The sequence below is a fragment of the Bradyrhizobium sp. WSM471 genome (assembly GCF_000244915.1).
Taxonomy (GTDB): domain Bacteria; phylum Pseudomonadota; class Alphaproteobacteria; order Rhizobiales; family Xanthobacteraceae; genus Bradyrhizobium.
Genome location: NZ_CM001442.1, coordinates 5032321 through 5057557 on the forward strand (window position 1 = coordinate 5032321; position 25237 = coordinate 5057557).

A 25237-nucleotide genomic window follows, 5' to 3' on the forward strand; every position below is an offset into this window, starting at 1 on the left:
TTACTCCCGCGCCACCACCGAATCCAGCCACGCGCAATTCAGTGGGGGCACGCGGGGATCGGCCACACGGACGCCGCGCGACGCTGCATCCAATCTCATGTCGCGCAGGCGCTTGCGCTGCTCCTCGGGCATGTAGAGCCGCTCGTGGCCCCACAGCGACGGGCCGTCAAAGGTTTCGTGTGGCTGCCAGGTTTCCGGATCGATCACACGAGCGCCCCAGCCATATTCGATGAAGAAGCCGGACGGCGTGTTCACGTAGAACGAGGTCATGTGATCGTTCGTATGCCGTCCAAGCGTGTAGGCGATGCGGCCGTCGTCCAGCTGCGCGAGGTCGTAGCCCTGCCCGACATCATCGAGGCTGCCAAGTTCGACCATGAAATGGTGCAGCGCTTTCCGCCCTGAGCCAACCATTGCAAAGGAGTGGTGACGGCCGTTGACGTGGAAGAAATAGAGCCCGTAGGGCTTGAGGCCGAAATCGGAAACCTGAAAGCCGAGCACGTCGCGATAGAACGGCACCAGCAGTTCGACATCCTCGACGTTGAGCACGACGTGCCCCATGCCGAGCGCACCGGTGCGGAAGCCGGAGATTGGCCGCCCAGGCTTGAACGGCTCGATCGCAAGCTCCGGCTCGCAGAAGGCCTCGAGCCGGTTGCCGGCGGGATCGCTGAACACGACCAGCTCGGCCACATGCCGCTCGTCGGCCAGCGCGCGCGAGCCGCGGGTCACCTTCACGCCGTGGCTTTCCAGACGGCCGGCGAGACGGTCGATGTCCGCGGCCGAGGGAACCTCCCATCCCATCACCGCGAGCCCGGCATCGCTGCTGCCGTCGATGACCAGGCGCTGCTTGTGGTCATCCATGCGGAAGGCGCGCATCTTGCCGCCGCGATCGACCTGCTGCATGCCGAGCAGCTCGGTCGCCATCCGGCCCCACTGATCGAGCTGGGATGAATTGATCCCGATATAGCCGAGCGCGGTGATTTCCATCGAATTCCTCCCGAGGACATCGCGTCCGCCGCACTGCGGCGAACTTGATACCGGCCGCGCGCGATCCTACGGTGGCGTCCCGCGATCGCTTCGCGTTCGCAAAGACGATAAGCGCGGGGCTGCCGGCCACAAGGGAGGAAATGCGAAGTGTCCAAGGAGCGGACGAACGGTCAGCCGCGGCAGTCTGAAGGCGTCCGCGCCTTCAAGCGCGGGCTGGACGTGCTGCACGAAGTCAACCGCTCCGGCGGCATTCGCGCCGGCGACGTGGCCCGCGCGCTCGACCTGCCTCGCCCGACCGTCTACCGCCTGCTCGAGACACTGGAGGAACTCGGCTATGTCGCTCGAAGTGCCAGCGACGACCGCTTTCGCGTCACTCGCCTCGCACTCAGCCTCGGCGATGGCTACGACCCTGGCGTGGTGATCTGCCAAGCAGCGGCGCCCTACCTCGCCGAGCTCAGCAAGACCCTGGTCTGGCCGGTCGATCTTTCAACGTATGAGAACGCCGCGATGGTGGTCCAGGAGACCACGCATTCCCGCAGCCCGCTCTCGATCGACCGCGGCATGATCGGCAAGCGCCTGCCGATGCTGCGGACCTCTGCGGGCCGCGCCTATCTCGCCGCCTGCCCCGCGCGCGAGCGCGACCTGATCGTCAACCATCTGCGCCGGATCGACGAAGCGGATGACCGCCCCTTCCTCGAAGAAGGCCGCCTCGGCCGAATGATCGCCGAGACGCAGGTGCGCGGATACGCGATCCGCAGCGAGGGCGAATACAATCCGAAGACGGCCTCGATCGCCGTCCCCATCGTCCGTGACGGCGCCGTGTTCGGCTGCATCTCGATCATCTGGATCCGCTCTGCGTTGGGGATCGAGGAGGCCATCGCGCAATTCGTGTCATTGCTGGGTGAGACCGCCTCCGCAATTCCAGTCAGCCCTTAGGCCACGCGAACCGGCAGCGAGGCGAGCCCGCGCAGCACGTTGTTGAGCGCCAGCACGGGCTCGCCGATGTCGAAACGCGCCACCTTCTCCACCAGCACCTCCAGCAGCGCGGTCATTTCCAGCCGGGCCAGGTGCAGGCCCGCGCACATATGCGTGCCGTTGCCGAAACCGAGATGATCGCTGGCGCGGCGGCGCACGTCGAAGCGCTCCGGGTCCTGCCATTTCCGTTCGTCGCGATTGGCCGAAGCATAGAGCAGCAGCACCCGGTTTCCGGCGGGAATGACGGCTTCCCCGATCTTTGTATCGGCGGCCAGGTAACGGGTGAAGCCGCGGATCGGCGATTCCAGCCGCAACGCCTCGTTAATCGCATTCGGGATGAGCGCGGGGTCCTGACGCACCAGGTCCCACTGCTCGGGATGCCGCCCAAACAGCAGGATCAGGTTCGCGGTGGCGAAGATCGTGGTGTCGAGGCTCGGCCCCAGATAGTCGCGCATCAGGACCGGACATCGTTCCGGCTCGACCTCGCCGCGATCGCCAGCCTCGAAAATCCGCTCACCCCAACTGCCCGGCCGCAACCGCTCGCGGATCGCAGCGCCGCCGAGATAGCCCCGCATCTCCTGCACGTCCGTCATGGCCGCGCAGGCGCGCTCGTTCATGGCACCGAGCACGTTGAACGTCGCGGCCGCCCAACGCAGCATGCTGCCGCGGCCATGGTCCTCGAGCCCAACCAGCTTCGAGACGATGGTGAGCGGCAGATGCCGCGCCAGATCCGCCACCGCGTCGAACTGCCCGCGCCTCACGAGGCCGTCGACCAACTGCCTCGCCTCGGCACGAATCTGAGGACCGATCTCCTCCAGCGCCCGCGGCAGCATCGGCGCGGCGATGATCGCCCGCAACCGGTCGTGCAGCGGCGCGTCACTCGCAAGCGTGGTGCCTTTCGACATTTCGTTGACCGCCGCGTTGGCGGCGACCCCCTCGGCTGACGAGAACGAGCCGGGATTGCGCAATGCCGCGCGAACATCCTCGAACCGCCCGAGTGCGTAGAGGCCGTTGCGCGACAGCCAGACCACGGCGCCCAGCTCGCGCAATGCGCGATAGTGCGGATACGGATCGCGAAGCACGTCGTCGTCGTAGAGATCGACGTCATAGGCCGGGCAGTTCGTTACGGTCGACATCCTCCGCGCTCCTCCCAAATCGCGACCGTCACCTCAGCGCACGGCAATCCACTCGCCGTTCTCGAGCTTGCCCAGCGTCAGCGCCGTCTGGTCCAGACCGGTGTGATCGTCAGGGCCGTAATTGTAGACGCCACGCGAGCCGGCGACGCCCTTGAGGCCCTCGATTGCACCACGCAGCGCTTCACGGAACTCCGCCGTGCCCGGTTCTGCGACCTTGAGCGCGGCGGGCGCGGCCTGCTCGATCAGGATCAATGCATCATAGGCACTGCCGGCGAAAATGTTGCGGCTGCCGGCGCCGAACCTGCTCTCGTACCGTCGAATGAATTCGAGCGCAGCCTTCTTCGCGGGATACTCGTCCGGGAAGGACGCTGCACCGACAGCGGGACTGAGCGGCACCAACAGGCCGTTGCCCTGCGCGCCGGTCAGCTTGCGAAAGTCGCCGAACGTCGCGCCGAGCGTCCCGTAGATCTGCCCAGTAAACCCCTTCTCGCGCAATTGCAGCAGCGGAAGCGCCGCCGGCGCGCCGGAGGCGGCGATCAACACAGCATCGGGTGCCGCCGCGATGATCTTGAGGATTTGCCCGACCACCGTGGTATCGGTTCGCGCATATTTCTCGTCGGCGACGAGCGCGATGCCGGCGGCTGCGGACATCTGGGCACTGACCTTGCTCCAGGCGTCGCCATAGGAATCGCCAAAGCCGATCAGCGCCAGCTTCTTGACTCCGGTCTTTTTCATGTTCGCAAACAACGGCGTCGCTTCGTGGTCGTCATTGGTCGTGGTCTTGAAGATCCAGCGACGCCGTGCGTCGACCGGCGCGACCAGCGCATTGACGGGGGCGAGCGTGATCACCGGCAGCTTGTATTCGACCGCGGGGTCGATGGCGGCGAACGAGCCCGGCGTGGTGGTCGGGCCAATCAGGATGTCGATGCTGCTCTCCTGAAACAGCTTGCGCAGCGCCGCCACCGCCGCAGTGCTGTCGGATGCCTCGTCGAGGAAGAGATAGTCGACCTTCTTGCCGGCGATTTCGGTGGGGCCAAAAGCGGTGCCGTTACGTTCGGCATTGCCGATCGCGGCCGCCGGCCCGGTGGCGGACAGGATGATCCCGACCTTGATATCGGCCGCAACAGCCGGCGACGCGAACATTTGCAGCGCAACACACACGCTCAGAACGGATCGCAGCATCACCATTTCTCCCCTTGGCCGCTCTCGGGCGGCCCGCGCTTCCTTTTCATTGTCCCTAGCCAAACGACGCCGCCGCGCGTAGCGCCATCACCAAGGTGTCCGGCTGGCGGACAGCTCGGCATCTGCCTCGGATGGCCGACCAGCCGGCATCCGTCCGCTGGGCGGACACTTGGCGCGGCGGTGTTGAAGCGACGCGGCGCCATGGGGAAGAAATATCCCATGCAAGATAAATCCACCCTCGAGCTCTTCGACGTCGTGATCGTCGGCCGCGGCCCGGTCGGCGCCACGCTCGCCAACCTGCTCGGCCTGTGCGGCGTGCGAACGCTGGTGCTGGAGCGCGAGGCGCGGACCTATCATCTGCCGCGCGCGGTGCATTTCGACGACGAATGCATGCGGGTGTTCCAGACCATCGGCCTTGCCGAGGCGATCTTGCCGCACGTCATCCTCAGCCCCGGCATGCTCTTTCTCGACGCCGACGGCAAAATGCTGCTGGACTGGTCGCGGCCACAGACATTGACGCCGATGGGATGGAATCTCAGCTATCGCTTCCACCAGCCCGAGCTGGAGGACGTGCTGATCGCCGGCCTTTCGCGCTGGCCGCACGTCGCCTTGCGCAACCGCTGCGACGTGTTCGCGCTGGATCAGGACGAGACCGGCGTGCGCGTTCGCTACGAGGACCTTTCCAACGGGACGCTCAGCGAAGTCCGTGCCCGCTATGTCATCGGTTGCGACGGTGCCCGCTCGCTGGTGCGCCGCTTCATCGGCTCCGGCATGGACGACCTCGGCTTTCACGAGCGCTGGCTCGTGATCGACGTGCTGCTCAAGCGCGACCGCAACGATCTCGGCGACTACAGTATCCAGCATTGCGATCCGCGCCGGCCGGCGACCTATGTTCGCGGCACCGGCACGCGGCGGCGCTGGGAGATCACGGTCCTCCCCGGTGAAGACTCCCAGGAGGTCGCGCAGCCGGCAAAGGTCTGGGAGCTGCTGTCGCGCTGGATCACGCCCGACGATGCCGAGCTGGAGCGCGCCGCGGTCTATACTTTTCATTCCGTCATCGCCCAGCAATGGCGCAGCGGACGGCTGCTGCTGGCGGGCGATTCCGCGCACCAGACCCCGCCATTCCTCGGCCAGGGCATGTGTGCCGGCATCCGCGATGCCGCCAACCTCGCCTGGAAGCTGGCGGCGGTCCTGCACGGACGGGCGGAGGCAGATCTGCTCGACACCTATCAGAGCGAGCGCCAGCCCCACGTGCGCCAATTCATCGAACTTGCCATCCGCCTCGGCGGCGTCATCAACACCAAGGCGATCGAAGCGGGCCTGGCCGCCGGCGAAGCGCGCGAGAACGCACCGGTCAAGCTGGAGGTGAAGAAACCCCTGCTCGGCCCCGGGCTCGCGCTCGGCGACCTGCCGTTGGCCGGGCATCTTGCGCCGCAATTCGAATTGAAGGACGGCCGCCGCAGCGACGACATGGTCGGCTACGGCGATGTTCTCCTCGTCGAAAACGCGGCTGCGCTGCCACCGGGAATCAAGATCCTGACCAGCGACGAGTCCAACGGCGTGGGACGCTGGCTGCGCGAGCACGGCATCATCGCCGCGCTCGTCCGCCCCGACCGTTACGTCCGTGGCGCCGCCCGCAACACCGGCGAGCTTGCCCGTCTCATCGCCGCCATCACGCCTTCAACCCACGTGCCGTCCGCGGCCTGACCGACGTCTCTCGAGGATATCTCATGAAGCTGCTCTCTTTCATCGCCGACGGACGCCCCTCGTTCGGAGCCGTCAAGGACAATGGCGTGGTCGATCTCGGCACGCGTATGGCGCCCTGCACCACGCTGCGACAGGTACTCGAAGCCGGTCGGGTTGCAGAAGCGACAAAGCTGGTCGCGTCGACTGCGCCCGATCATGCCCTCGACCGGATCAGTTTTGCCCCCGTCATCCCCGATCCCGGCAAAATCATCTGCGTCGGCCTCAACTATCGCGACCATGTCGCCGAAACCGGCCGGACCGTCACCGAGAAGCCAGCCCTGTTCGTGCGCTTCCCTTGCAGCCAGGTCGGCCATCTCCAGCCGATCGTGAAGCCGAAGGTCAGCGACGATTTCGATTACGAAGGCGAGCTTGCGCTCGTCATCGGCAAGGCAGGCCGCCACATCCCCGCAAGCCGCGCGCTGGACTACATCGCCGGCTATTCCTGCTACAACGAAGGCAGCATTCGCGACTGGCAGCGCCACACCAGCCAGTTCCTCTCCGGCAAGACCTTTGCCGAGAGCGGCAGCTTTGGTCCGTGGCTGGTGACGGCGGACGAGATCCCTGATCCGTCGAAGCTGACCTTGCAGACACGGTTGAACGGCACCGTGGTGCAGGACACTACCACTGATCTCCTGATCACTGCGATCCCCGAGCTGATCACTTACATCTCGACGATTTGCCCCCTCGTCCCCGGCGACGTCATTGTCACGGGCACGCCCGGCGGCGTCGGCGCCAAGCGCACGCCGCCTCTGTGGATGCGCCCCGGCGACACTGTCGAGGTCGAGATCTCCGGCATCGGCATCCTGCGCAACAAGGTCGTCGCCGAGCCGGCCTGACTGCCGACGCCAATCAATCAAAACTAACAACATCAGGAAACGCCATGGCCACCCTCCGCACGACAACCGCCGCCACTCTGTTGATCACGCTGGCGCTCGCAGGTACCCCCGCGCGTGCCGAGATCAAGGGCGAGGCCGTCCGCATCGGCGTCCTCACCGATATGAACGGCATCTTTGCGACCGCGATGGGCCCGGGCTCGGTCGAGGCGGCGCGCATGGCGGCTGAGGAGTTCGGCGGCAAGATCAACGGCAAGCCGATCGAGATCCTGCAGGCCGACCACCAGAACAAGCCGGACCTTGCGGCCTCGCTCGCCCGCAAATGGTTCAGCGAGGGCGTACAGGCGATCGCGGACGGCGGCAGTTCCGGTGCCGCGCTCGCGGTGCAGGAACTGGTGCGCGGCAACGGAAAAATCTTCCTCGTCTCCGGCGCCGGCGCCAACCAGCTCACCGATGAAGCCTGTGCAGCGAGTAGCGTGCAGTGGACCCAGGACGCCTATTCGACCGCGACCGCGGTGGTATCCGGCATCATGCAGACCAGCAAGCAGCCGTGGTTCTTCATCACCGGCGACTACGCCTTCGGCCATTCGATCGAGGCAACCGCGCGCACCCGCATCATCGAGCTCGGCGGCAAGGTCGCCGGCAGCGTCAAGGCGCAGCTCGGCACACCCGACTACAGCTCGTTCCTGCTTCAGGCGCAGTCCTCGGGCGCAAAAATCCTGGCAATCAACGTTGCCGGCGACAACGCCACCGCAATCAAGCAGGCGGAAGAATTCGGCCTTGCCGACCAGGGCATCAAGATCGTGCCGATGTCATTCCAGAATGTCGATATCGAGGCCGTCGGGTTGAAGGCGACGCGCGGCGATCTCATCGTCACCTCGTTCTTCGAGGACGTCTCGCCGGCGGCTCGGAGATTCTCCGATGCGTTCTTCGCCCGCCGCAAAGCGATGCCGGCGCAAATCCAGGCCGGAGTCTATTCCGCCGTACGCCACTATCTCCAGGCCGTGAAGGATACCGACTCAGACGACAGCACGGCCGTGATGGCCAAGATGAAAGCGACGCCCGTCTCCGACGCTTACACACCCAATGGCCGCATCCGCGAGGACCAGCGCATGGTGCATGATCTGTATCTGGTGCAGGTCAAGACGCCGGAGGAATCCAAAGGGCCCTGGGACTTCGTCAAGCTGGTCGCGACCATCCCGCCCGACCAGGCCTTCCGCCCGCTTGAGCGCAGCAAGTGCGGCCTGGTCGGCAAATAAGCCATCAGGCCAGATAGCGCGTGAGATAGCCATCCATCGCGTAGAGCGCACAGAGCGCGAGGCTCGACCACACCGCGGCGGAGAAATACAGGAACATCCAGGTCAGCTCGCCCTTCCAGTGTGCGATGTCGTGGGTCACGACCCAGCGCGTCGAGACGTCATGCAGGCCTTCGAGGAAGCCGAGCAATCTGTTGCCCTCTTCATGCCCTGCCCGCCAGCGGCTGAGATACATCGGCACGTCGACGGTGACGAGGAAGGCCAGGAAGCAGGCGATGCCGATGATGCCGGCAATCAACGCCCAACGCACCGGTCCCTGGAATTCCGGCATCAGCCGGCACAGCGCGATGCCCGCGAGGAAGAATGTCACCGCCCACAGCGAGTTCTCGATCGCGTTGAAGAGGAAGTTGGTCGTCACCACCGCATACCAGGAGAAGCACTCCGCGATGATGATGATGGGCACGATCACCCACGCGATGTTCACGACCGTCTCGGCGCCCGTCATGGTCCCGAGCTGATGCAGGATGACTGCCCATTGCGCGGCGAAGCACAGTTCGGCCACGGTCGCGACCGTGCGGCCGACGAAGACGCTGGAGAGCCAGGTGTCGAACAGACAGATGCGCTGCACGTCGGCGCGCGGCAGGAACGAGCGGAAGGCGCAGCCGAAGACATAGCCGGCGCAGAGCACGAACATCAGCCCGATGTCGGAGCCGCCACCGATGCTGCCGGCAGGCGTCGGGTAGAACTCGCGGTACAGCATGAACCAGACGAGAATGTTGGCAGCACTGACCAGCGTCAGGGACCCCCACCACCACGCGAGGGGATTTGTCCGCGCCTGCCACTGCAACATGAATCGCTCCGCTGTAATCGATCTGACATTCAATCGTAATAATCCTGTCACAACAAGCCACGGAATCGCGACGAAAATCTGTGTGCGGCGGGGGCTCTTCGCGCACATTTGTCCCCGCCGGCAAAGTCGCCACATGTCCGAATAGTGGACATAGGACGGCCTTTTCTGAATCTATTGGACAACAAGCCCGGCCCGGTTCATTAAGCCTGCATGGCCAGAACCGCGTCCAAACCGATCCGCGCCTCCTCGTCCGCCGCCGCCGTGCTGGCGGACAGCGTCGACGACGCGGCGTTCGCGACGACGCTCGCAAAAGGCCTCGTGGTGCTCGAAGCGTTCAAGGCGGGGGCGACGCAGCTCGGCAACATGGAGCTGTCGACGCTGACCGGAATTCCGCGCCCGACGGTGGCGCGGCTGACGCATACGCTCGCCGAACTCGGCTACCTCCGCTACGATTCCGAACGCGCCAAATATCGCGTCGGCGCGCGCGCACTTCGCATGGCGCATCCGCTGCTCGCCGACATGCAGTTCCGCCAGGTTGCGCGTCCCATGATGCAGGAGCTGGCACAAAGCGTGCGCGGCACGGTCTCGATCGGCCTGCTCGATGCGACCTCCATGATCTATGTCGAGACCGCGCGCTCCGGCGACGTCGGCCCGCACGTCCCCGACATCGGCATGCCCATTTCCGTGGTGATGACGGCGATGGGCCGTGCCGCGGCGGCGACCTTGCCGCAAGCCGATGCCGCACAGCTCGAAGAGCGCATTGCAAGCGAGGACACCGAGCTGTGGTCGGCGTTCCGCGAGACCTACCGCGCCGGCCTCGCACAATGCGCCAGCCGCGGCTTCTGCACTTGCTTCGGCGAGTACATCGCCTCGATCCACGCCGTCGCCGCGCCGCTGTTTCTTGCGCGTGAGGCGAAGCAGGCCTTTTCGATCAATTGCGGCATTCCCGCATTCCGGCTCCAGCCCGGCCAGCTGGAGGGCGAGATCGGCCCGCGCATTGCCGCCCTTGCTGACAGCATCCGCACCATGATTGGGGCGGCGCCGGCGACCGAAACACAAAAGCAAAACAAGAAGAGCGCCAGACGATGAACAAGACAATCGGCGCTCCGCCACCGGGAGGCCACCATGACCGTCACACGGCGAACATTATTGGGCACCCTCGCCCTTTCGATATCAGGACTTCCATTCGCCGCACGCGCTGAGGACGCCTGGCCGTCGCGCATGGTGCGGCTGATCTCCCCTTACGGGCCCGGCGGCTCCAACGACATCTCGCTGCGGCTGCTGGCCGAAGAGTTCGGCCGCAACCTGCACCAGCAGTTCATCGTCGAGAACAAGCCGGGTGCCGGCACCCGCATCGCCAACGACACGGTCGCGCATGCGCCGGGCGACGGCTATACCCTGCTATATGTCGCGGCGCCCTACGCCACCGCCGAAGCGCTGTTCGGCAAGCTGACCTATGAGCGCAAGGATCTGCAGCCGGTCGCGATGGCTGTGATCGCGCCGCTGTTCCTGATCATCAGCGCGGACGCGCCGTTCAAGACGCTCCCCGAATTGATCGCCTACGGCAAATCGAAGCCGGATGGCCTGACCTTCGCTTCGCCCGGCGCCGGCTCGCAGCCGCATCTTGCCGGCGAACTCCTGTTCAGGGATGCCGGCGTCAAGGGGCTCAACATTCCCTTCCGTGGCGATGCCGCGTCCTACACCGAGCTGCTCGCCGGCCGCGTCGATGCCACGCTGACGGCACTGCCGACCGCACTGCCCTACATCCAGAGCGGCAAGTTCATCGTGCTCGGCGTCGCTTCCGCCGAACCCAGCGCGCTCTATCCGCAAGCGCCGACCCTGCGCGAGCAGGGTTTTCCCAACGTGGCCGCGGCCGGCTGGTACGGCTTCATGGCGCCTTCGACGACGCCGCGCGCCATCGTCGACAAGCTGCAGACCGAGGTCTTGCGCGCGCTGGCCGAGCCGGCGATCAAGGGCAAGCTGACCGCCCAGGGCCTCGAAGTGCGCGCCGGCACCGCGGCCGAGTTCGGCCAGTTCATCGACAACGAAACAAAAAAGTGGACCGGGCTGATCCGCGAGGCCGGCCTCAAGGGCGAGTGACAGTCACGAACAGGGAATGGAAATGAAAACAATACTTCTCAAACATGTCGCGGCAGGCGCGATCGCTCTCGCGCTATCGATCCCGGGAGCACAGGCGCAGAAGAAATACGATCCCGGCGCTTCCGACACCGAGATCAAGGTCGGCCAGACAGTCCCGCTCAGCGGGCCGGCCTCGGCCTATGCCGTGATCGGCAAGAGCCAGGCCGCCTACATGAAGATGATCAACGATCAGGGCGGCGTCAACGGCCGCAAGGTCAATCTGATCCAGTATGACGACGCCTATTCGCCTCCGAAGACGGTTGAGCAGACCCGCAAGCTGGTCGAAAGCGACGAGGTGCTGCTGACCTTCCAGATCATCGGCACGGCGCCGAATGTCGCGGTGCAAAAATATCTCAACGCCAAGAAGGTCCCGCAGCTCTTCGCGGCAACCGGTGCCGCGCGTTTCACCGATCCGAAGAACTTCCCCTGGACCATGGGCTTCAACCCCTCCTACCTCGTCGAGGGCCGGATCTACGCGCAATATCTTCTGAAGAACCATCCGAACGCCAGGATCGGCGTGCTCTATCAGAACGACGATCTCGGCAAGGATTACCTCGCCGGCTTCAAGGCAGGTCTCGGTGACAAGGCGAAGATGATCGTTGCCGAGACCTCCTACGAGATCACCGAGCCGACCATCGATTCGCAGATCCTGCGGTTGAAGGACGCAGGTGCCGACGTGCTGTTCAGCGCCACGACACCGAAACAGGCCGCGCAGGCGATCAAGAAGGTCGCCGAGATCGGCTGGAAGCCGCTGCACATCATCGACATCAACGCCTCCTCGGTCAGCGCGGTGCTGAAACCCGCCGGACTCGACAACGCCAAGGGCGTCGTCAGCGTTGGGTATGTCAAGGATTCGGCCGATCCCGAATGGAAGGACGATCCCGGCATGAAGCGATATCTCGCCTTCATGGCCAAGTACTACCCGGAGGGCGACAAGGATTCGAACCTGAACGTCTACGGCTATATCACCGCGCAGCTGCTGGTCCAGGTGCTGAAGCAATGCGGCGACGATCTCACGCGCGAGAACGTGATGCGCCAGGCCGCCAGCCTGAACAACATCACACTCGACCTGACGCTGCCGGGAATCTCGGTGACGACGACGCCGACCGACTATCGCGTCAACAAGCAGTTCCAGATGGTGCAGTTCGACGGCCAGCGCTGGCAGAAACTCGGCGACATCGTCACGGACGAGGCCAAGGAATAAAGCGCCCCTCATCCCGAGGGGCGCGCGCCTGAAGGCATCACCGGTGGTGCTCGTGCTTCGAGGCGGCCGCTCCGCGGCCTCCTCGGCATGAGGGAGGAAGTGGCTGCTCGCCTATCTCTTCATCCCACCCACATAAGCCACGAGCTTGTCGAGCGTCTGGTAGCCGTATTCGACGGCACCGAAGCTGATCATGCCGTCGCGCTGCGCCGTGCTCGACGCCAGCTGCCGCATCATCAGAACCGTCTTGCCGTTGCTCTGTTCGGCGAAGGTGACGGTGAAACGGAACATTCCGGGATCCTCGTCCTGGTCGGTACCGTGATCCATCTCCATCAGCGACGGCCGCTCGATGCGGCGAAAGCGCATGCGGTTCGGGTAGACCGTGCCGTCCGGGCCGATCATGTTGAAGCGCCAGACGCCGCCGACGCGCACGTCGATCTCGAAGGTCTCGAGCTTGAACCCCTTCGGCCCGAACCATTGCGGCAGGTGCTTCGGGTCGGACCACGCTTCGAACACCAGATCGCGCGGCGCGTCGATCACGCGGGACATCACGATCTCGCGGTCGAGCGACCATTGCGACAAGGCGGGATTGGCAGAATTCGTCATCGTCAGGAACCTTTCCGTTTGGTCGTCTTGTTACTTGTCTTGGACGACCGCTTGGCAGCCGTCCGCTCCTTCTTCAGCTTCATCACATAGGCTTCGAAGCGATCGAGCCGCGCCTCCCAGATCGCACGCTGGTGCTGGAACCAGTCCTCCGCGCTGAGGAGCGCGTCGGGACTGAGACGGCAGGTGCGCACCCGGCCGGACTTCTCCGACAGGACGAGCCCGCTCGTCTCCAGCACGTGGATGTGTTTCATGAAGCTCGGCAGCGCCATCTCGAAGGGATCGGCAAGCTCGCCGACCGACGCCTCGCCGGCGCAGAGCCGCATCACGATCGCCCGCCGGGTGGGATCGGCAAGGGCCGCAAAAACCTGATCGAGCCGGGATAATTGGTTAGCCATGGAGCTAACTATATGGTTGCCGCCGTGCCGCGTCAACGATTGTTAGCCAATTAGCTAAGTTAAATTTTTACCGACTGGTAGCCTGGATGAAGCGAAGCGTAATCCAGGGCCGCTCGCTCGCCTGCCGCACTTTCCCGGTGCGCTTCGCTCCATCCGGGCTACGGACCACTCGCGCGGAACCCACCACGCGCGATCGTGAATAGGGAGGCGCGGTCCTTCCCGCTACAAGAGACTGGGGGCGCATCGAATCCTGCGCCAGAGCCGTGCCGTCTGTTGTCACCTCATCGTACCTCACCCGACGGGCGCTCGCCCGGGCGGCGCTCGTTCCCCTCGCGCTTGCCTGGCCGCGCGGCGCCGCCGCGGATTCCGACATGATCGCGCAGATGCGCGACATCGTCGCGAACGAACTGGCGCCGACCGCGACGCCGGACCAGCCGGGCGGTCTCGCCGCCGCGCTTTATGCCGGCGGCCATGTCGAGTTCTTCAACTACGGCTTTGCCGACGACGCCACGCAAAGACCGGTCACGCCGGACACCCTGTTCAATCTCGGTTCCCTGCGCAAGCCGTTCGAGGCGACGCTGGTCGCGCTCGGCACCCTCCACGGCGAGCTGCAGCTCGACGATCGTCTGGCGAAATATCTCCCCGAGCTCACCGGCGACTATGTCCGCCGCATCACCGTGGGCGAACTCGTCACGCACACCTCAGGCATGCTGCTGCCGACCGATCATCCGCCGTGGCCGAGCGACACTTTTTCTCGCGCGCAACTCATCGACATGTTCAACAGCTGGAGACCGCAAGCCGGCGAAGTGCCGGGCAAGCAGCGCGTCTACAGCCATGCCGGCTATGTGCTGCTTCAACTGGTGCTCGAGCGCTGCTACGGCGCTCCGATCGCACGCCTGTTCGAACAACGCATCTTCAAGCCGATCGGCATGAATGCGACCTCCTTGCCCGAACGCGGCGAGGACAGCCGTGCCGTCATGGACGAGGCCCGGATGCAGCGCGCGGTCCAGGGCTACTCGGATCAGGGCATGGCGATCGGCCCCATCGGCAACCAGCAGAGCTATTTTGATTTTCCCGGCACGGGCCAGATGTTTTCCTCGCCGCGGGATCTCGCCGCATTCGTGGCGGCCTGCGTCGATGGCCACTCGGTCGACCCTCACTTACGTGAGGCTTTGCGGATGACGCAGCACGAGGCCTTCCGGGTCAACGAGAAATTCGGACAAGGCATGGCCTGGGAGACGGTGCATCTTCCCGAGGTCACCGTCGTCGACAAGCCGGGCGGCCTCAACAATGCCTCCGGCTATATCGGACTCGTGCCGGCGCTGCGGATCGGCATCGTGTTGCTGGCCAATCGCGGCGAATACCCGCACGAGATCGCCCGCTACAGGATCCTGCCCGCGCTGGCGAAGCTCATGGGCCCGCACTGAACACATCCCTGAAAAGAGAAAGCCCCGGCTGAGCCAGGGCTTTCCACGCCAGATCAGGAACGGGATGAAGCTCAGTATCTGGCGACGACCGGTCCGCCGAACTTGTAGTTCACGCCGACGCGCGCGATGTTCGATTTGAGATCGACCGAGTGGGTGAAGACGTTGGTCGGAAATGCGCCGCCAAGCAGATTGGTGCTGGTCACGGTGCTGCGGCCGAGATCGACATAGAGATATTCCGCCTTGAGCGACCAGCCGCCGCCGAAGGCATATTCAGTGCCCACACCTGCGGTCCAGCCGACGCGCGTATCGCGGAACGCGGCCGACTCCGTCGCCGCGGCGAACGTGTCGGTGAAGTTGAAATTGCCCTTCACCTCGGCGATCGCCGCGCCGCCGGTGGCGTAGAGCAACCAGGTCGGAGCCGCGAGGAAGCCGATGCGGCCGCGGATGGTGGCGAGCCAGTCGGCCGAGACCGACGACGACACCGTGAAGCCGGTCGGCGCGCAGCAGGGATAGAGCGCCGACCCGGACGCACTGCCCTTGAAGCCGAAATAGTTGATGTCGCCTTCCAGGCCGAGCACGGCGTTGTTGAGTTGCCAGTTGTAGCCGGCGGTAAAACCGCCCGTGACGCTGGAGCTGTTGATCCGCTGGGCGCCGACGGCCGCAATCGCGGAAACACTGGAACTTGCGAAATAGGCAGCGGGATCGAACGCCGTCGAGGTGGCCGGATCGGCGCTGCCCCACCGCCCGCCGACATTGCCGCCGACGTAAAAGCCGGTCCAGTTGTAGGCCGTCGCCATCATCGGCGCCTTGGTGTAGTGCGCCGCGAGATCGGCCGCCTGCACGGATGCGGAGCCCAAAACGACCGCGGCAACTGCCAGCAAAAACTTCTTCATTCCAGTCTCCTTGCCTCACGCGATTGATCTCGCGTTTCGAATGCGCGCGGGCGGAAATTTGTCCGGCGCAGATCGGGCATAGGCTACCGGTCCCTCGCCGTCTTGGGCTGCGGCGAAGTTCATAGGGACTAAGACGTAGTGCGCGCCGTGCGGCACGCGAACGCGTGACTGGTGTGACCGAGAGGCCACGCATCCGCGGCGCACGACGCACGTCCGTGTCGCATCGCGACAAGTGCGCGAAACGCAATTCGAGCCCCCCGCGTTTCAGACCGAACGCGTCAGTCCGCCGTCGACACGGATGTTCTGTCCCGTGATGTAGGCCGCACCATCGGATGCCAGGAACGAGATCGTCGCGGCGATCTCCTCCACCTTGCCGTAGCGCCGCATCGGCACGCTGTCGCGGCGTGCATCTAGCTGCGGTAGGCTGTCGATCCAGCCCGGCAGCACATTGTTCATGCGGATGTTGTCGGCGGCATGGGTGTCGGTGAAGATCTTGGTGAAGGCGGCGAGGCCAGCGCGGAACACCGCAGACGTCGGAAACATCGCGCTCGGCTCGAATGCCCAGGCGGTCGAGATGTTGATGATGGCGCCGCCCTTCTGCGTCTGCATGATCGGCATCACCAGCCGGGTCGGACGGATTACGTTGAGCAGATAGGTATCGAGGCCGGTGTGCCACTGCTCGTCGGTGATCTCGGTGATCGCCGCCCGGGGCCCATGGCCCGCGCTGTTGACGAGCACGTCGATGCGTCCCCATTTGGCCATCGCCCCGTCGACAAGCCGCTTCAGATCGTCGTTCGATTTGTTGGAACCGGTGATCCCCAATCCGCCGAGCTCGGCTGCCAGTGCCTCGCCCTTGCCGGAGGAGGACAGAATGGCGACGCGAAAGCCGTCGGCTGCGAGCCGACGCGCAGCTCCTGCCCCCATGCCGCTGCCGCCGGCGGTCACGAGTGCGACCTTCTCCGCTGCCATCTCTGCTGCCATGACCGATCATCCTCTGAGATATCGTTGAGACGAGCCGCAGGCCCGGCCTATCATGAGGCCTTCTACCGCCTGACCGGCCGGAAGGTCCACCGTCGAAAGCGACTGGAAAGATGAGCGATTTGCAGATCCGCAATTTACGCCCCGAGGAGATCGCCACCGCCGTCGAGTGGGCCGCGGCGGAGGGCTGGAATCCGGGCCTCTCCGACGCCGCCTGTTTCGCCGTCCCCGACGCGAAGGGCTTCTTCGTCGGCGAGATCGACGGCGAGCCGGTCGCGACCGTCTCCTGCGTCAACTACGACGATCGCTTCGCCTTTCTCGGCTTCTATATCGTGCGATCGGATTTTCGCGACAGAGGCCACGGCCTTCGCATCTGGAACGCGGCGATCGCGCATGCAGGCGCTCGCGTGATCGGCCTCGACGGCGTCGCGGCGCAGCAGGGCAATTACAAAAAGTCCGGCTTCCAGCTCGCTTACGCGAACGTCCGCTATGGCGGCATCGTCGCCGCGCCATCGAGGCCGCCCGGCGATGTGGTTGCGCTCGACACGATCCCGTTCGCGTTGGTTGAAGCCGACGATGCCACGGTGTTCCCGGCTCCGCGCAGCGCCTTCCTGCGTACCTGGATCGGCACATCGGGACATCTCGGTCGCGCGCTGCTGCGCGACGGCAAGCTCGCTGCATGGGGTGTGATCCGGCCGTGCCGGACCGGCCGCAAGATCGGCCCGCTCGTCGCCGACGATCGCGCGGCGGCGGACGCAATCGTGCAGGCCTTGCTGGCGGGCGCAAGCGGCGGCGAAATCTTCCTCGACGTCCCCGCCGTCAATCGCGAGGCGATTGCACTTGCGGAAAAGCTCGGGCTGAAGCCGGTGTTCGAGACGGCGCGGATGTACACGGGGCCGATCGCGCCGCTGCGGATCGACCGCGTCTTCGGCGTGACCAGTTTTGAGCTGGGCTAGCTCAGTAGCAGCGCATGATGTTGACGGTGTGCTCGCCGCCGCCGCGGCCGGGCACAGTCACCTGTTCCGTCGGACAGCTCGGCACGTAGGGCCGGTCTGACGGCACCACGTTCGGCGGGAAGCGATGCGTCCAATCCCAGGGAACGTCGTACTTATAGGTGTAGCGCACGTCGCTGGTGACGGGTTGGGCGGTCTCTGCGAAAGGCTGGCCGTAGCCTGCATTGTCGTAGAAGAAGCCGCCGCCGCCCGGCCAGTAGACCCAGGGCGTGTTGCGTCCACGGAACCTGGCACCTGGCGCAATCGGCGGGCGCGCCACCGGACCGGAAGGCGTGGCGGCATGTGCGACGGTGCCGCCGGACCTGGCAAAACTGTCGCTGGGAGCAAGGAGCAGCGCGGCTGCGCTGAGCGAGGCGAGCAACGCCCCAAATGATCTGGACATCATGATACGCACCAACTCGTTTGGCTTCGCGGATAGCGGCTCCCCACCGCACGCTAGGCCGGGCTGTCGCCCACCCGCAAACGTATAATTAATTATTGGTTAAGGCACGGGATTAACGGGGAACAAGCTGCGGCAAGACGCCCGGGATCCCCGGCTCATGTCGCTCGTGTTCCGGGAAAAGGGCGATGTCGGCCGGGAGGGCAACAACAACGGCACCCTGACCGGCGTCTATCGCAGCTGGTAACGCTCGCTCACGATGCGGCCCATCCTCCATCACGGACGATGGGCCTTCGTGCGTCAGCGGCCCTGCTGCTTGCGCAGCCAGTCCAGCATATCCTGCGGATTCCCGGTGCCCTGCGTCACGATGGCGGTGTTGCCACCGCTGCGGCGATAGACCGTGGTGCGCCCAGGCTCCTTCTCGATCTTGACCTCGGCCTGGGCCGGATCGCCGCTCTGGGTAATCACGGACGTGCCATTCTCGTCCTGAACTACGGTGGTGTGGCCGTCACCTGACTCGCCGGCTCCGGCCGGCCCGGTTGTCGTTGCCATCATGATGCTCATTCCTGCTGCGAGCGCGATGAACCTCATATTGCACCTCACCTTCTCGATCACCGGCTGAACTGAAATATCGACAGCCAGTTGAAGCGCCCGAATTGTTGCACCGTTCCCGTGTTCATATCTCCGATCTGGAGCAGGAGGGCGTTGGTGGAAGTGCCGACCTGAGTGATATCGGCAATGTTGCTCACGCCCGACTGACCGATCGCCAAATTGGTCGTGCCACCCACCTGGATCACGTCGACATAATTTCGCGTGCCGTTCTGGATGATCGTCGCATCGACCGTTCCCGTGCCACCGATCTGGATGACGCGCGCGATATTGATGCGGCTGTTCTCCTCGATCGTAACAGGCTGGACATTGTTGCCGAACTGCACGACCGTTTCGATGCTCACGTTCCGGTTCGTCACGCCACGCTGGACGGATCCGGCGGAGGCCTCGGACGCGACGCTGACAACGGCGAGCAACGCCGCCAACGCCAGGAGAAGTCTACCGCGTTTCATCGCCTTGCCCCCATTACATTTCTGACGACGCTGAGGTCGCGACCGGCTCAATGGCTATTCTGGACAATAGTCGCCGAGTTGAACGCACCGAACTGCGACAGGAAACTGCTGGTCGACTGGCCGGCCTGGCCGACAAACGCGACATTGTTCACGCCCGCCTGCCCGACCGATGCCGAGGTCGTCCCGCCGAATTGCAGGATTCCGGTCGCATTGTTCGTACCGTTCTGAGTGACGGTCGCGCTGGTGCTGCCGCCGATCATGAACACGCCGGCCATGTTGAGCTGGCTGTTCTGGTTCAGCACGACCGGCGGGCCGCCGAGCGACACGATGGTCTTGATATCGGCGGTCTGCGCACTGGCCGAGCCGGCACCCACGCAACACAAGGTGAAAAGTGCGCCACAGGCGGCGCCTGAAAAATGTCTCATGAAATGCCTCGCTATCGAAAAGGATTGCGATCACGGAGTCTGCTGCAAAATCGTCGAGCCGTTCAGGATTCCGAGCTGTCCGACGCCAGCCGCGTTGTTCGCGCCGATCTGGCCGATCAGGCTCGAATTGAAGCCACCGGCCTGGCCGGCCAGCGCCGTGTTCGACGCCGTCGCGGTCGTACCGCCCTGCCCGATCACCGAGGTGTTGACGGTGAGGAGCGAACCCGTCTGCAGGGTGGTCGCAGTATTGGTGGCGCCGAATTGCATCGTGGTGGCGCTGTTGTTGGTGCCGCCGCTCTGCGAGATGAAGGAGTTGTTGGTGGTGCCGAATTGCAGCACGCTGGCCGAGTTGCCGGCCTGGGCATCGACGGCGGTCAGCAGGCTGAACGCGACGATCGTGGCAACGAGATATTTCTGATGCATGACATTTCCTCCGCAAAAGTCGGCGGACAACCTCTCACCGAGTCGTCCTGCCCGAGGCGGTGCTTTCAAGAATGGCGCGGACGCGCCGCAATTGGCGCGTCCGGCCAAACGGGGCTGGCTTAGTGCGCCGTCTGCGAGACGGTGCTGCCGTTGGTGCCGAACACGCTGAGCTGTCCGACGGCGGCGGCGTTGTTCTGGAGCGGGGCAGGCCCGAACGAGTTCTGGGTGATCGAGCTGCCGTTGTTGCCGAACGCCACCTGGCCGGTCGTCGCCGAGTTCTGCACGCCGATCTGGTTGACCGTGCTGCCGTTGTTGAGCGAGGCCGCGCTGGTGCCCTGCATCGTGGTCGCGCTGTTGACGAGGCCGAGCTGGCTGGTCGACGAGGTGTCGTTGGTGAGGCCCTGCTGCGAGACGCTGGAACCGTTCACGAGGCCCACTTGCACGGTGGTCGAGGTGTTGGCGGCCTGCGCGGCGGAGGACAGGGCGAGCACGGCAACGGAAGCAAGAAACAATTTGCGCATGGAATATCCTTTCTGGCTAAGATCTCTGACTGGGTTCGGATGCCGTCTTGGAGGAGGCCGACATCGCAGGACAGACTTTGAACCGATCGTGCTGCGTGCGACAGACTGCAGTTCATGCTAATCGGTACGGACTAGACGTTGCGCGCCGCCTTGGTGCCCGCAGTACTAGCTGTACGGTTGTCCCGCGCCGGTTCGTGTCGTCTCGTCTTCGCGTCCCATGCTGTCGACCAACCGCACCACCTCGATCGGCGAGCGAAGCTCCAGCTTTCGCATCATCCTGGCGCGATGGACCTTGGCCGTCACTTCGCTCACCCCAAGCCTCGCCGCGATCTGCTTGGCGACGAGACCTTCGGCCATCAACAGCATGATCTCGCGCTCCCTCGCCGTCAGCGTTTCGACGCGCTGGCGCGCTTCGCGCACGCTATCTTCGCGTTCGAGCCGCCTGCGGTCGCGCTCGATGCCATGCCTGATCGCATCGAGGATCTCCTGTTCGCGAAACGGTTTTGGAAGAAACTCGACTGCGCCGCGCTTCATGGCCTCGACCGAGACGCGGACGTCGGAATGGCCGCTGATGAAGACGATCGGGATAAGCACGCCCGTCTCGGCGAGCCGGCGCTGAAGCTCGAGGCCGGTCGGCGCCGTGCCGGGAAAGCGGACGTCGAGCACGAGACATGAAGGTCCGCCGGAAATACTGCCCGCGACGAACTCGTCCGTCGATGCAAACAATTTTACCTGATGCCCGGTCTCCTCGCAGAGACTTCCTATCGCAGTTCGAATCTGAATTTCGTCATCAATGATATAAACTGTAGCTTGACCTGAACTCATGGCAACGGGCTCCCCGGCTTGGGGCTCGATGAACACGCAACGAGCCATCCATTCTTCTTGCAAGCGAGATCAAGGTGCTTGGATGAATTCGCGGGGATCGAGCGAGTCGCTCCGATCCGCCGCTTCGACGTCTTAGGGCCAACACCCGTTCAAGACGAGTGAAGGTGTTCACATATCGGGTTTCGTGATTGCGGGGATTCGCGCTCGGGAGCTGCGGCATCACAGCGAGGCGCGATATCGACAATGCGACAATCTGGCGTCGGAACTTCGGTATCGCCCGCTGCGTCATGGCGTCGCCACCCACGTGCCGACTTGAACGCCAGGCGCTGGCCGCTTCAGCCAGAACAGACGGGACGTTAAGTCAGCTTGTCGAGTTCGATACCGCGCGCGTCATATCGATACGCTCCGTATGCATCTCCGGCAAGCCATGAAAATCAGCGCCCGCGGATTTTACTTCTGGATCATCAGGCGCACCCGACCGTCGCCCCGGCAGCGGCGACACACTGACGATGGACTGCGCTTTGAGAGATTTACAACCATAGCGCGATCTTTCTCCGTGCCGCCAACGATGCCATTTCAAGAGGCGGGTTTTTGATATGCGATTTGTGCCAGTTATTGCCTTGCTCGGAACTGCATGTGGCCTCACCGCGGTCTACGCCGTCCGGCCAGCCGTGATCAGCGACGCGGCCGGGGCCGCAGCGCAGAAGGCGGCTCGCGCCTATGAATCGACCCAGCGGCTGCTCGGACCTGTCGGGCGGGAAACACGGACCTTCGGATCGGACGCCCCCGTATTCCGCTATGCCTCGATCCAGCGCGGCAGCATCGAGCAGACCATCACCGTCACCGGCGCCCTGCAGCCGGTCAAGACGATCGAGGTCGGTTCCCAACTGTCCGGGCAGCTCGCCCGGGTCTATGTCGATTTCAACGACACGGTCAGCAAGGATCAGCCGCTCGCCCTGATCGATCCGCGCAGCTTTGCGGCCAAGGTCGACGAAGCCAGGGCGGCCGTGGCGGTGGCGAACTCCTTTGTCGACATCGAGCGGGCCAAGCTCGACCGCGCCAGGATCGATCTGCAAAACGCCAGGGGCAGCAGAGACGTCCTCGTGGCCAAGCTCGACAGCGCGCAGGCGGTCAAGGCGTCGGCGCAGAAGACCTTGCAGCGCAAGCTGGCTCTACAGTCACAAAACGTCGTGGCGGTAACGGCGGTGGATGACGCCCAGACGGAGTTCACCGCGAGGCTTGCCCAAGAGCGCGAAGCCGAAGTGCTTATGTCCCTGAACGCCTACTCAGTCGATGGCGCGCAGGCCGACGTCCGCCGGATCGAGGCGGAATTGCAGCAGGCACGAATGGCCGTGCCGGAGAAGGCGGCCGTTCTCGCTGCGGCCCAGGCCGATCTGGACCGCACCGTGATCCGCTCGCCGATCGATGGCGTCGTCGTCGGCAGGTTCGTCAACGAGGGCCAGACCCTCGCGGTCGGACTGGAATCGCGCACCACCTTCGTGGTCGCGCACCGGCTGGAGGACATGGAAATTCACGCGCAGGTCGACGAAGCCGATATCGGGCGCATCGCGCCCGACCAGCGCGCCCATTTCACGGTGGATGCCTACCCGGACCGCCGCTTCGAGGCGGTGGTGCGGCAGGTGCGCAAGGCGCCGCAGAACCAGCAGCACGTCGTGACCTACACCGTCGTCCTGGCGACCTCCAATCTCGACGGCGCGTTGCTGCCGGGCATGACCGCCCTGGTGAAGATCGTGATCGAGCGGCAGGACGACGTGCTGAAAGTGCCGCTTGCCGCGTTGCGCTTCCAGCCCTCCGGCACGCCGCCGGATGCCGCGGCGCGCAGCGGGGTGTGGGCGCGCACCGCAAGCGGCTCACTCAGGCGTATTCCCGTGACGGTCGGCGCGGCCGGCACCGAGCAGGTCGCGCTCAGGAGCGGAGACCTCGTCGAGGGTAGCCAGGTCGCCGTGGGACAGGCGATTCGGCCCGCCGGCATGGAATTTCTCGGCATCAGGTTTGGGTCATGACAGCCTCCCTGCCCCTCATCAGCCTGCAGTCGGTCTCCAGGACCTATCGCGCCGATGGAGTGGCGGTGACTGCGGTGCGCAATGTCAGCTTCGACATCGAACGAGGCGAGATCGTCGCGGTGATGGGACCGTCCGGCTCGGGAAAGTCGACGCTGATGAACATGATCGGGCTGCTCGACCTGCCGAGCGAGGGCGCGCTATATCTCGAGGGTGCCGACGTCGCCGATCTCTCGGAAGACCACCGGTCGTCCCTGCGCGCCCGCAGCATCGGCTTCGTGTTCCAGTCCTACAATCTGCTCGCTCGCCACAATGCGATTGAGAACGTCGCGCTGCCGCTGGTCTATTGCGGCATCGGCCGCAAGGAACGTCTGGCCCGCGCCGAGCAGAGCCTGGAGGCCGTCGGCATGGTGCACCGGGCCCACCACTTCCCTCGGCAGCTCTCGGGCGGCGAGCAGCAGCGCGTCGCGATCGCGCGCGCCCTGATCGCCTCCCCGCTGATCGTGCTCGCCGACGAGCCGACCGGCGCGCTCGACAGCCGCACCGGCGCCGAGATACTGGCCCTGTTCGCCGCGCTCAACCGGACCGGCCAGACCATCGTGATGATCACCCATGACCCCGGCATCGCGACCCAGTGCCGGCGCACGATCCGCCTGCATGACGGCGCGCTCGTCGCTGACGAAACACCGGCTCCGATCCTGCCGAAACGGAGCGCTGCGCCATGACGATGCTCCAGGGTTTTCAGATCGCCTTGCACGCCTTGCGTCTCAATCCGTTGCGCAGCATCCTCACCATGCTCGGCATCGTGATCGGCGTTGCCTCCATCGTGACCGTGTTTGCGATCGGATCCGGCGCGCAGCTTCGCCTCCAGGAGCAGATCCGCTCGATCGGCGCCAACGTGCTGATGATCAACCCCGGCGCGGTCTACCAGGGCGGCGTGCGCCTCAAGGATGGCAGCAAGCTGACCATGACCGAGAGCGACGTGCAGGCGATCCTCGAACAGATCCCCGAGATCCAGGCAGCGGCCGGCTCGATTGCAGGAACGGCCCAGGTCATTCACGAGAGCAAGAACTGGAACACGACGATCAACGGGACGACGACCGGGCACTTCATGGTGCGCGACTGGCAGCTTGCGACCGGCCGCTATTTTTCCAGCACCGAGGAGGCAGGCGCCGGCAAGGTCGTGATCCTCGGCAGCACGGTGGCGCAGGAGCTGTTCGCGCCCGGCGAGGATCCGATCGGCGCACAGATCAGGATCATGAAGGTGCCGCTCGAAGTGGTCGGCGTTCTCGATCGCAAGGGGCCGGCGCAGGACGACGTCGCCTTCGTGCCGCTCACCACGGCCAAGCTGCGCTTCCTCGGCAGCGCGAGCAACATCAACCGGGATTCGGTCGCCTACATCATCGCCAAGGTGGCTGCGGATGGACAGATGGCGGGGGCGCGAACGGAGATCGAAAACCTGCTGCGGCAGCGCCACCGTATCCCCGCTGGTCAGGAAGACGACTTCAAGGTCCAGGATCCGGCCGCCGCCATGGAAGCGCAGCAGGGAGCGATCCGCACCGTCGCGCTCCTGCTCGTCGCTATCGCCTCGGTCTCGCTGCTCGTTGGCGGCATCAGCATCATGAATGTCATGATCGTGTCGGTCACCGAGCGCACGCGAGAGATCGGAATTCGCCGCGCGCTTGGCGGGCGGATGCGGGACATCCGTCTTCAGTTTCTCTGCGAGGCGCTCGTGCTCTGCCTGCTCGGCGGCGCGATCGGCGTCGGAGCCGGCGTCACGCTCTCGATGACGGTGGCTCGCATGGCAGGATGGATCACCTCGATCGACGGCCAGGCGATCGGCCTTGCCCTCGCCTTCTCGATCGCGACCGGCCTGATCTTCGGTTTTTATCCTGCACACAAGGCATCCAAGCTCAGTCCGATCGAGGCACTCAAGACGGAGTGAGAACATGCTGGGGTGTTCGCATC

At 64.7% G+C, this 25237-nt stretch carries 27 protein-coding genes; 12 read left to right on the forward strand and 15 right to left on the reverse strand.

Annotated features, from left to right (window positions below; all coding sequences use genetic code 11):
- Nucleotides 1–984, reverse strand: a complete 984-nt coding sequence (locus BRA471DRAFT_RS22585; protein WP_007611435.1) for a VOC family protein — start codon at nt 982–984, stop codon at nt 1–3.
- 147 nt (nt 985–1131) lie between these two features.
- Here BRA471DRAFT_RS22585 and BRA471DRAFT_RS22590 point away from each other — a divergent pair, with 147 nt between their 5' ends.
- Nucleotides 1132–1920 carry a DNA-binding transcriptional regulator gene (locus tag BRA471DRAFT_RS22590; protein WP_007611436.1) on the forward strand — a complete coding sequence of 263 codons (789 nt, stop codon included), beginning with the start codon at nt 1132–1134 and terminating at the stop codon, nt 1918–1920.
- Here the strand turns inward: BRA471DRAFT_RS22590 and BRA471DRAFT_RS22595 are convergent.
- Nucleotides 1917–3095, reverse strand: a complete 1179-nt coding sequence (locus BRA471DRAFT_RS22595; protein WP_007611444.1) for a cytochrome P450 — start codon at nt 3093–3095, stop codon at nt 1917–1919. The two genes, BRA471DRAFT_RS22590 and BRA471DRAFT_RS22595, sit on opposite strands and share 4 nt — an antisense overlap.
- 33 nt (nt 3096–3128) lie before the next feature.
- On the reverse strand, nt 3129–4277 hold the full coding sequence (locus tag BRA471DRAFT_RS22600; RefSeq protein ID WP_007611446.1) for an ABC transporter substrate-binding protein: 1149 nt from the start codon (nt 4275–4277) through the stop codon (nt 3129–3131).
- Nucleotides 4278–4496: 219 nt separating this feature from the next.
- On the opposite strand from BRA471DRAFT_RS22600, the gene BRA471DRAFT_RS22605 reads away from it, so the two are divergent.
- From BRA471DRAFT_RS22605 to BRA471DRAFT_RS22615, 3 genes are read left to right on the forward strand one after another with little or no spacing between them, the layout of a single operon-like run.
- Entirely contained in the window at nt 4497–5984 is a 1488-nt protein-coding gene (locus BRA471DRAFT_RS22605; RefSeq protein ID WP_035975082.1) for a bifunctional 3-(3-hydroxy-phenyl)propionate/3-hydroxycinnamic acid hydroxylase, read from the forward strand.
- Between the two features lie 23 nt (nt 5985–6007).
- A complete protein-coding gene (locus BRA471DRAFT_RS22610) occupies nt 6008–6859 on the forward strand; it encodes a fumarylacetoacetate hydrolase family protein (protein WP_007611450.1) in 852 nt (283 codons plus the stop codon).
- 44 nt (nt 6860–6903) lie between these two features.
- Nucleotides 6904–8115 (forward strand): ABC transporter substrate-binding protein, encoded by a 1212-nt coding sequence (locus BRA471DRAFT_RS22615; protein WP_007611452.1) that lies wholly within the window; start codon nt 6904–6906, stop codon nt 8113–8115.
- Between the two features lie 4 nt (nt 8116–8119).
- Here BRA471DRAFT_RS22615 and BRA471DRAFT_RS22620 read toward each other — a convergent pair whose 3' ends face one another.
- On the reverse strand, nt 8120–8962 hold the full coding sequence (locus tag BRA471DRAFT_RS22620) for a hypothetical protein (RefSeq protein WP_007611454.1): 843 nt from the start codon (nt 8960–8962) through the stop codon (nt 8120–8122).
- Between the two features lie 210 nt (nt 8963–9172).
- Here BRA471DRAFT_RS22620 and BRA471DRAFT_RS22625 point away from each other — a divergent pair, with 210 nt between their 5' ends.
- The 3 genes from BRA471DRAFT_RS22625 to BRA471DRAFT_RS22635 are packed head-to-tail and all read left to right on the forward strand — an operon-like array spanning nt 9173 to nt 12305.
- Nucleotides 9173–10051, forward strand: a complete 879-nt coding sequence (locus BRA471DRAFT_RS22625; protein ID WP_007611456.1) for an IclR family transcriptional regulator — start codon at nt 9173–9175, stop codon at nt 10049–10051.
- Between the two features lie 36 nt (nt 10052–10087).
- Nucleotides 10088–11062, forward strand: coding sequence for a tripartite tricarboxylate transporter substrate binding protein (locus BRA471DRAFT_RS22630; RefSeq protein ID WP_007611465.1), 975 nt, complete (start codon nt 10088–10090; stop codon nt 11060–11062).
- 22 nt (nt 11063–11084) lie between these two features.
- Nucleotides 11085–12305, forward strand: coding sequence for an ABC transporter substrate-binding protein (locus BRA471DRAFT_RS22635; protein WP_007611466.1), 1221 nt, complete (start codon nt 11085–11087; stop codon nt 12303–12305).
- Between the two features lie 111 nt (nt 12306–12416).
- Here the strand turns inward: BRA471DRAFT_RS22635 and BRA471DRAFT_RS22640 are convergent, their stop codons facing one another.
- The gene (locus BRA471DRAFT_RS22640) at nt 12417–12908 is read right to left on the reverse strand and encodes an SRPBCC family protein (RefSeq protein WP_007611469.1); all 492 of its coding nucleotides are present in this window, start codon (nt 12906–12908) and stop codon (nt 12417–12419) included.
- A 2-nt stretch (nt 12909–12910) separates the two neighbouring features.
- The gene (locus tag BRA471DRAFT_RS22645) at nt 12911–13303 is read right to left on the reverse strand and encodes a helix-turn-helix transcriptional regulator (RefSeq protein ID WP_007611471.1); all 393 of its coding nucleotides are present in this window, start codon (nt 13301–13303) and stop codon (nt 12911–12913) included.
- Nucleotides 13304–13674: 371 nt separating this feature from the next.
- On the opposite strand from BRA471DRAFT_RS22645, the gene BRA471DRAFT_RS22650 reads away from it, so the two are divergent.
- Complete coding sequence (locus tag BRA471DRAFT_RS22650) at nt 13675–14730, forward strand: serine hydrolase (RefSeq protein ID WP_007611474.1); 1056 nt, start codon at nt 13675–13677, stop codon at nt 14728–14730.
- 71 nt (nt 14731–14801) lie between these two features.
- Here BRA471DRAFT_RS22650 and BRA471DRAFT_RS22655 read toward each other — a convergent pair whose 3' ends face one another.
- A complete protein-coding gene (locus tag BRA471DRAFT_RS22655) occupies nt 14802–15623 on the reverse strand; it encodes an outer membrane protein (protein ID WP_007611476.1) in 822 nt (273 codons plus the stop codon).
- A gap of 264 nt (nt 15624–15887) precedes the next feature.
- Nucleotides 15888–16592 carry an SDR family oxidoreductase gene (locus BRA471DRAFT_RS22660; protein WP_035974187.1) on the reverse strand — a complete coding sequence of 235 codons (705 nt, stop codon included), beginning with the start codon at nt 16590–16592 and terminating at the stop codon, nt 15888–15890.
- Nucleotides 16593–16714: 122 nt separating this feature from the next.
- Between BRA471DRAFT_RS22660 and BRA471DRAFT_RS22665 the strand changes: the two genes are divergently transcribed.
- The gene (locus BRA471DRAFT_RS22665; protein ID WP_007611478.1) at nt 16715–17557 is read left to right on the forward strand and encodes a GNAT family N-acetyltransferase; all 843 of its coding nucleotides are present in this window, start codon (nt 16715–16717) and stop codon (nt 17555–17557) included.
- 1 nt (nt 17558) lies between these two features.
- Here the strand turns inward: BRA471DRAFT_RS22665 and BRA471DRAFT_RS22670 are convergent, their stop codons facing one another.
- The 7 genes from BRA471DRAFT_RS22670 to BRA471DRAFT_RS22700 all read right to left on the reverse strand — a co-directional run bounded on the left by BRA471DRAFT_RS22670 (nt 17559) and on the right by BRA471DRAFT_RS22700 (nt 21248).
- Entirely contained in the window at nt 17559–17999 is a 441-nt protein-coding gene (locus BRA471DRAFT_RS22670; RefSeq protein ID WP_007611479.1) for a hypothetical protein, read from the reverse strand.
- A 294-nt stretch (nt 18000–18293) separates the two neighbouring features.
- Nucleotides 18294–18584 (reverse strand): hypothetical protein, encoded by a 291-nt coding sequence (locus BRA471DRAFT_RS22675; RefSeq protein ID WP_007611480.1) that lies wholly within the window; start codon nt 18582–18584, stop codon nt 18294–18296.
- Between the two features lie 20 nt (nt 18585–18604).
- A complete protein-coding gene (locus tag BRA471DRAFT_RS22680) occupies nt 18605–19018 on the reverse strand; it encodes a curlin (RefSeq protein WP_231170954.1) in 414 nt (137 codons plus the stop codon).
- Between the two features lie 83 nt (nt 19019–19101).
- A complete protein-coding gene (locus BRA471DRAFT_RS22685; RefSeq protein ID WP_007611482.1) occupies nt 19102–19479 on the reverse strand; it encodes a curlin in 378 nt (125 codons plus the stop codon).
- A 30-nt stretch (nt 19480–19509) separates the two neighbouring features.
- On the reverse strand, nt 19510–19902 hold the full coding sequence (locus BRA471DRAFT_RS22690; RefSeq protein WP_007611483.1) for a hypothetical protein: 393 nt from the start codon (nt 19900–19902) through the stop codon (nt 19510–19512).
- Nucleotides 19903–20021: 119 nt separating this feature from the next.
- The gene (locus BRA471DRAFT_RS22695) at nt 20022–20423 is read right to left on the reverse strand and encodes a hypothetical protein (protein WP_007611491.1); all 402 of its coding nucleotides are present in this window, start codon (nt 20421–20423) and stop codon (nt 20022–20024) included.
- 165 nt (nt 20424–20588) lie between these two features.
- The gene (locus BRA471DRAFT_RS22700) at nt 20589–21248 is read right to left on the reverse strand and encodes a response regulator transcription factor (protein ID WP_007611493.1); all 660 of its coding nucleotides are present in this window, start codon (nt 21246–21248) and stop codon (nt 20589–20591) included.
- Between the two features lie 596 nt (nt 21249–21844).
- On the opposite strand from BRA471DRAFT_RS22700, the gene BRA471DRAFT_RS22705 reads away from it, so the two are divergent.
- The 3 genes from BRA471DRAFT_RS22705 to BRA471DRAFT_RS22715 are packed head-to-tail and all read left to right on the forward strand — an operon-like array spanning nt 21845 to nt 25214.
- Complete coding sequence (locus tag BRA471DRAFT_RS22705; RefSeq protein WP_007611494.1) at nt 21845–23272, forward strand: efflux RND transporter periplasmic adaptor subunit; 1428 nt, start codon at nt 21845–21847, stop codon at nt 23270–23272.
- Nucleotides 23269–23994 (forward strand): ABC transporter ATP-binding protein, encoded by a 726-nt coding sequence (locus tag BRA471DRAFT_RS22710; RefSeq protein ID WP_007611495.1) that lies wholly within the window; start codon nt 23269–23271, stop codon nt 23992–23994. Before BRA471DRAFT_RS22705 ends, BRA471DRAFT_RS22710 begins: the two co-directional genes overlap by 4 nt.
- The gene (locus tag BRA471DRAFT_RS22715; RefSeq protein WP_007611497.1) at nt 23991–25214 is read left to right on the forward strand and encodes an ABC transporter permease; all 1224 of its coding nucleotides are present in this window, start codon (nt 23991–23993) and stop codon (nt 25212–25214) included. Before BRA471DRAFT_RS22710 ends, BRA471DRAFT_RS22715 begins: the two co-directional genes overlap by 4 nt.
- Nucleotides 25215–25237: the final 23 nt, after the last annotated feature.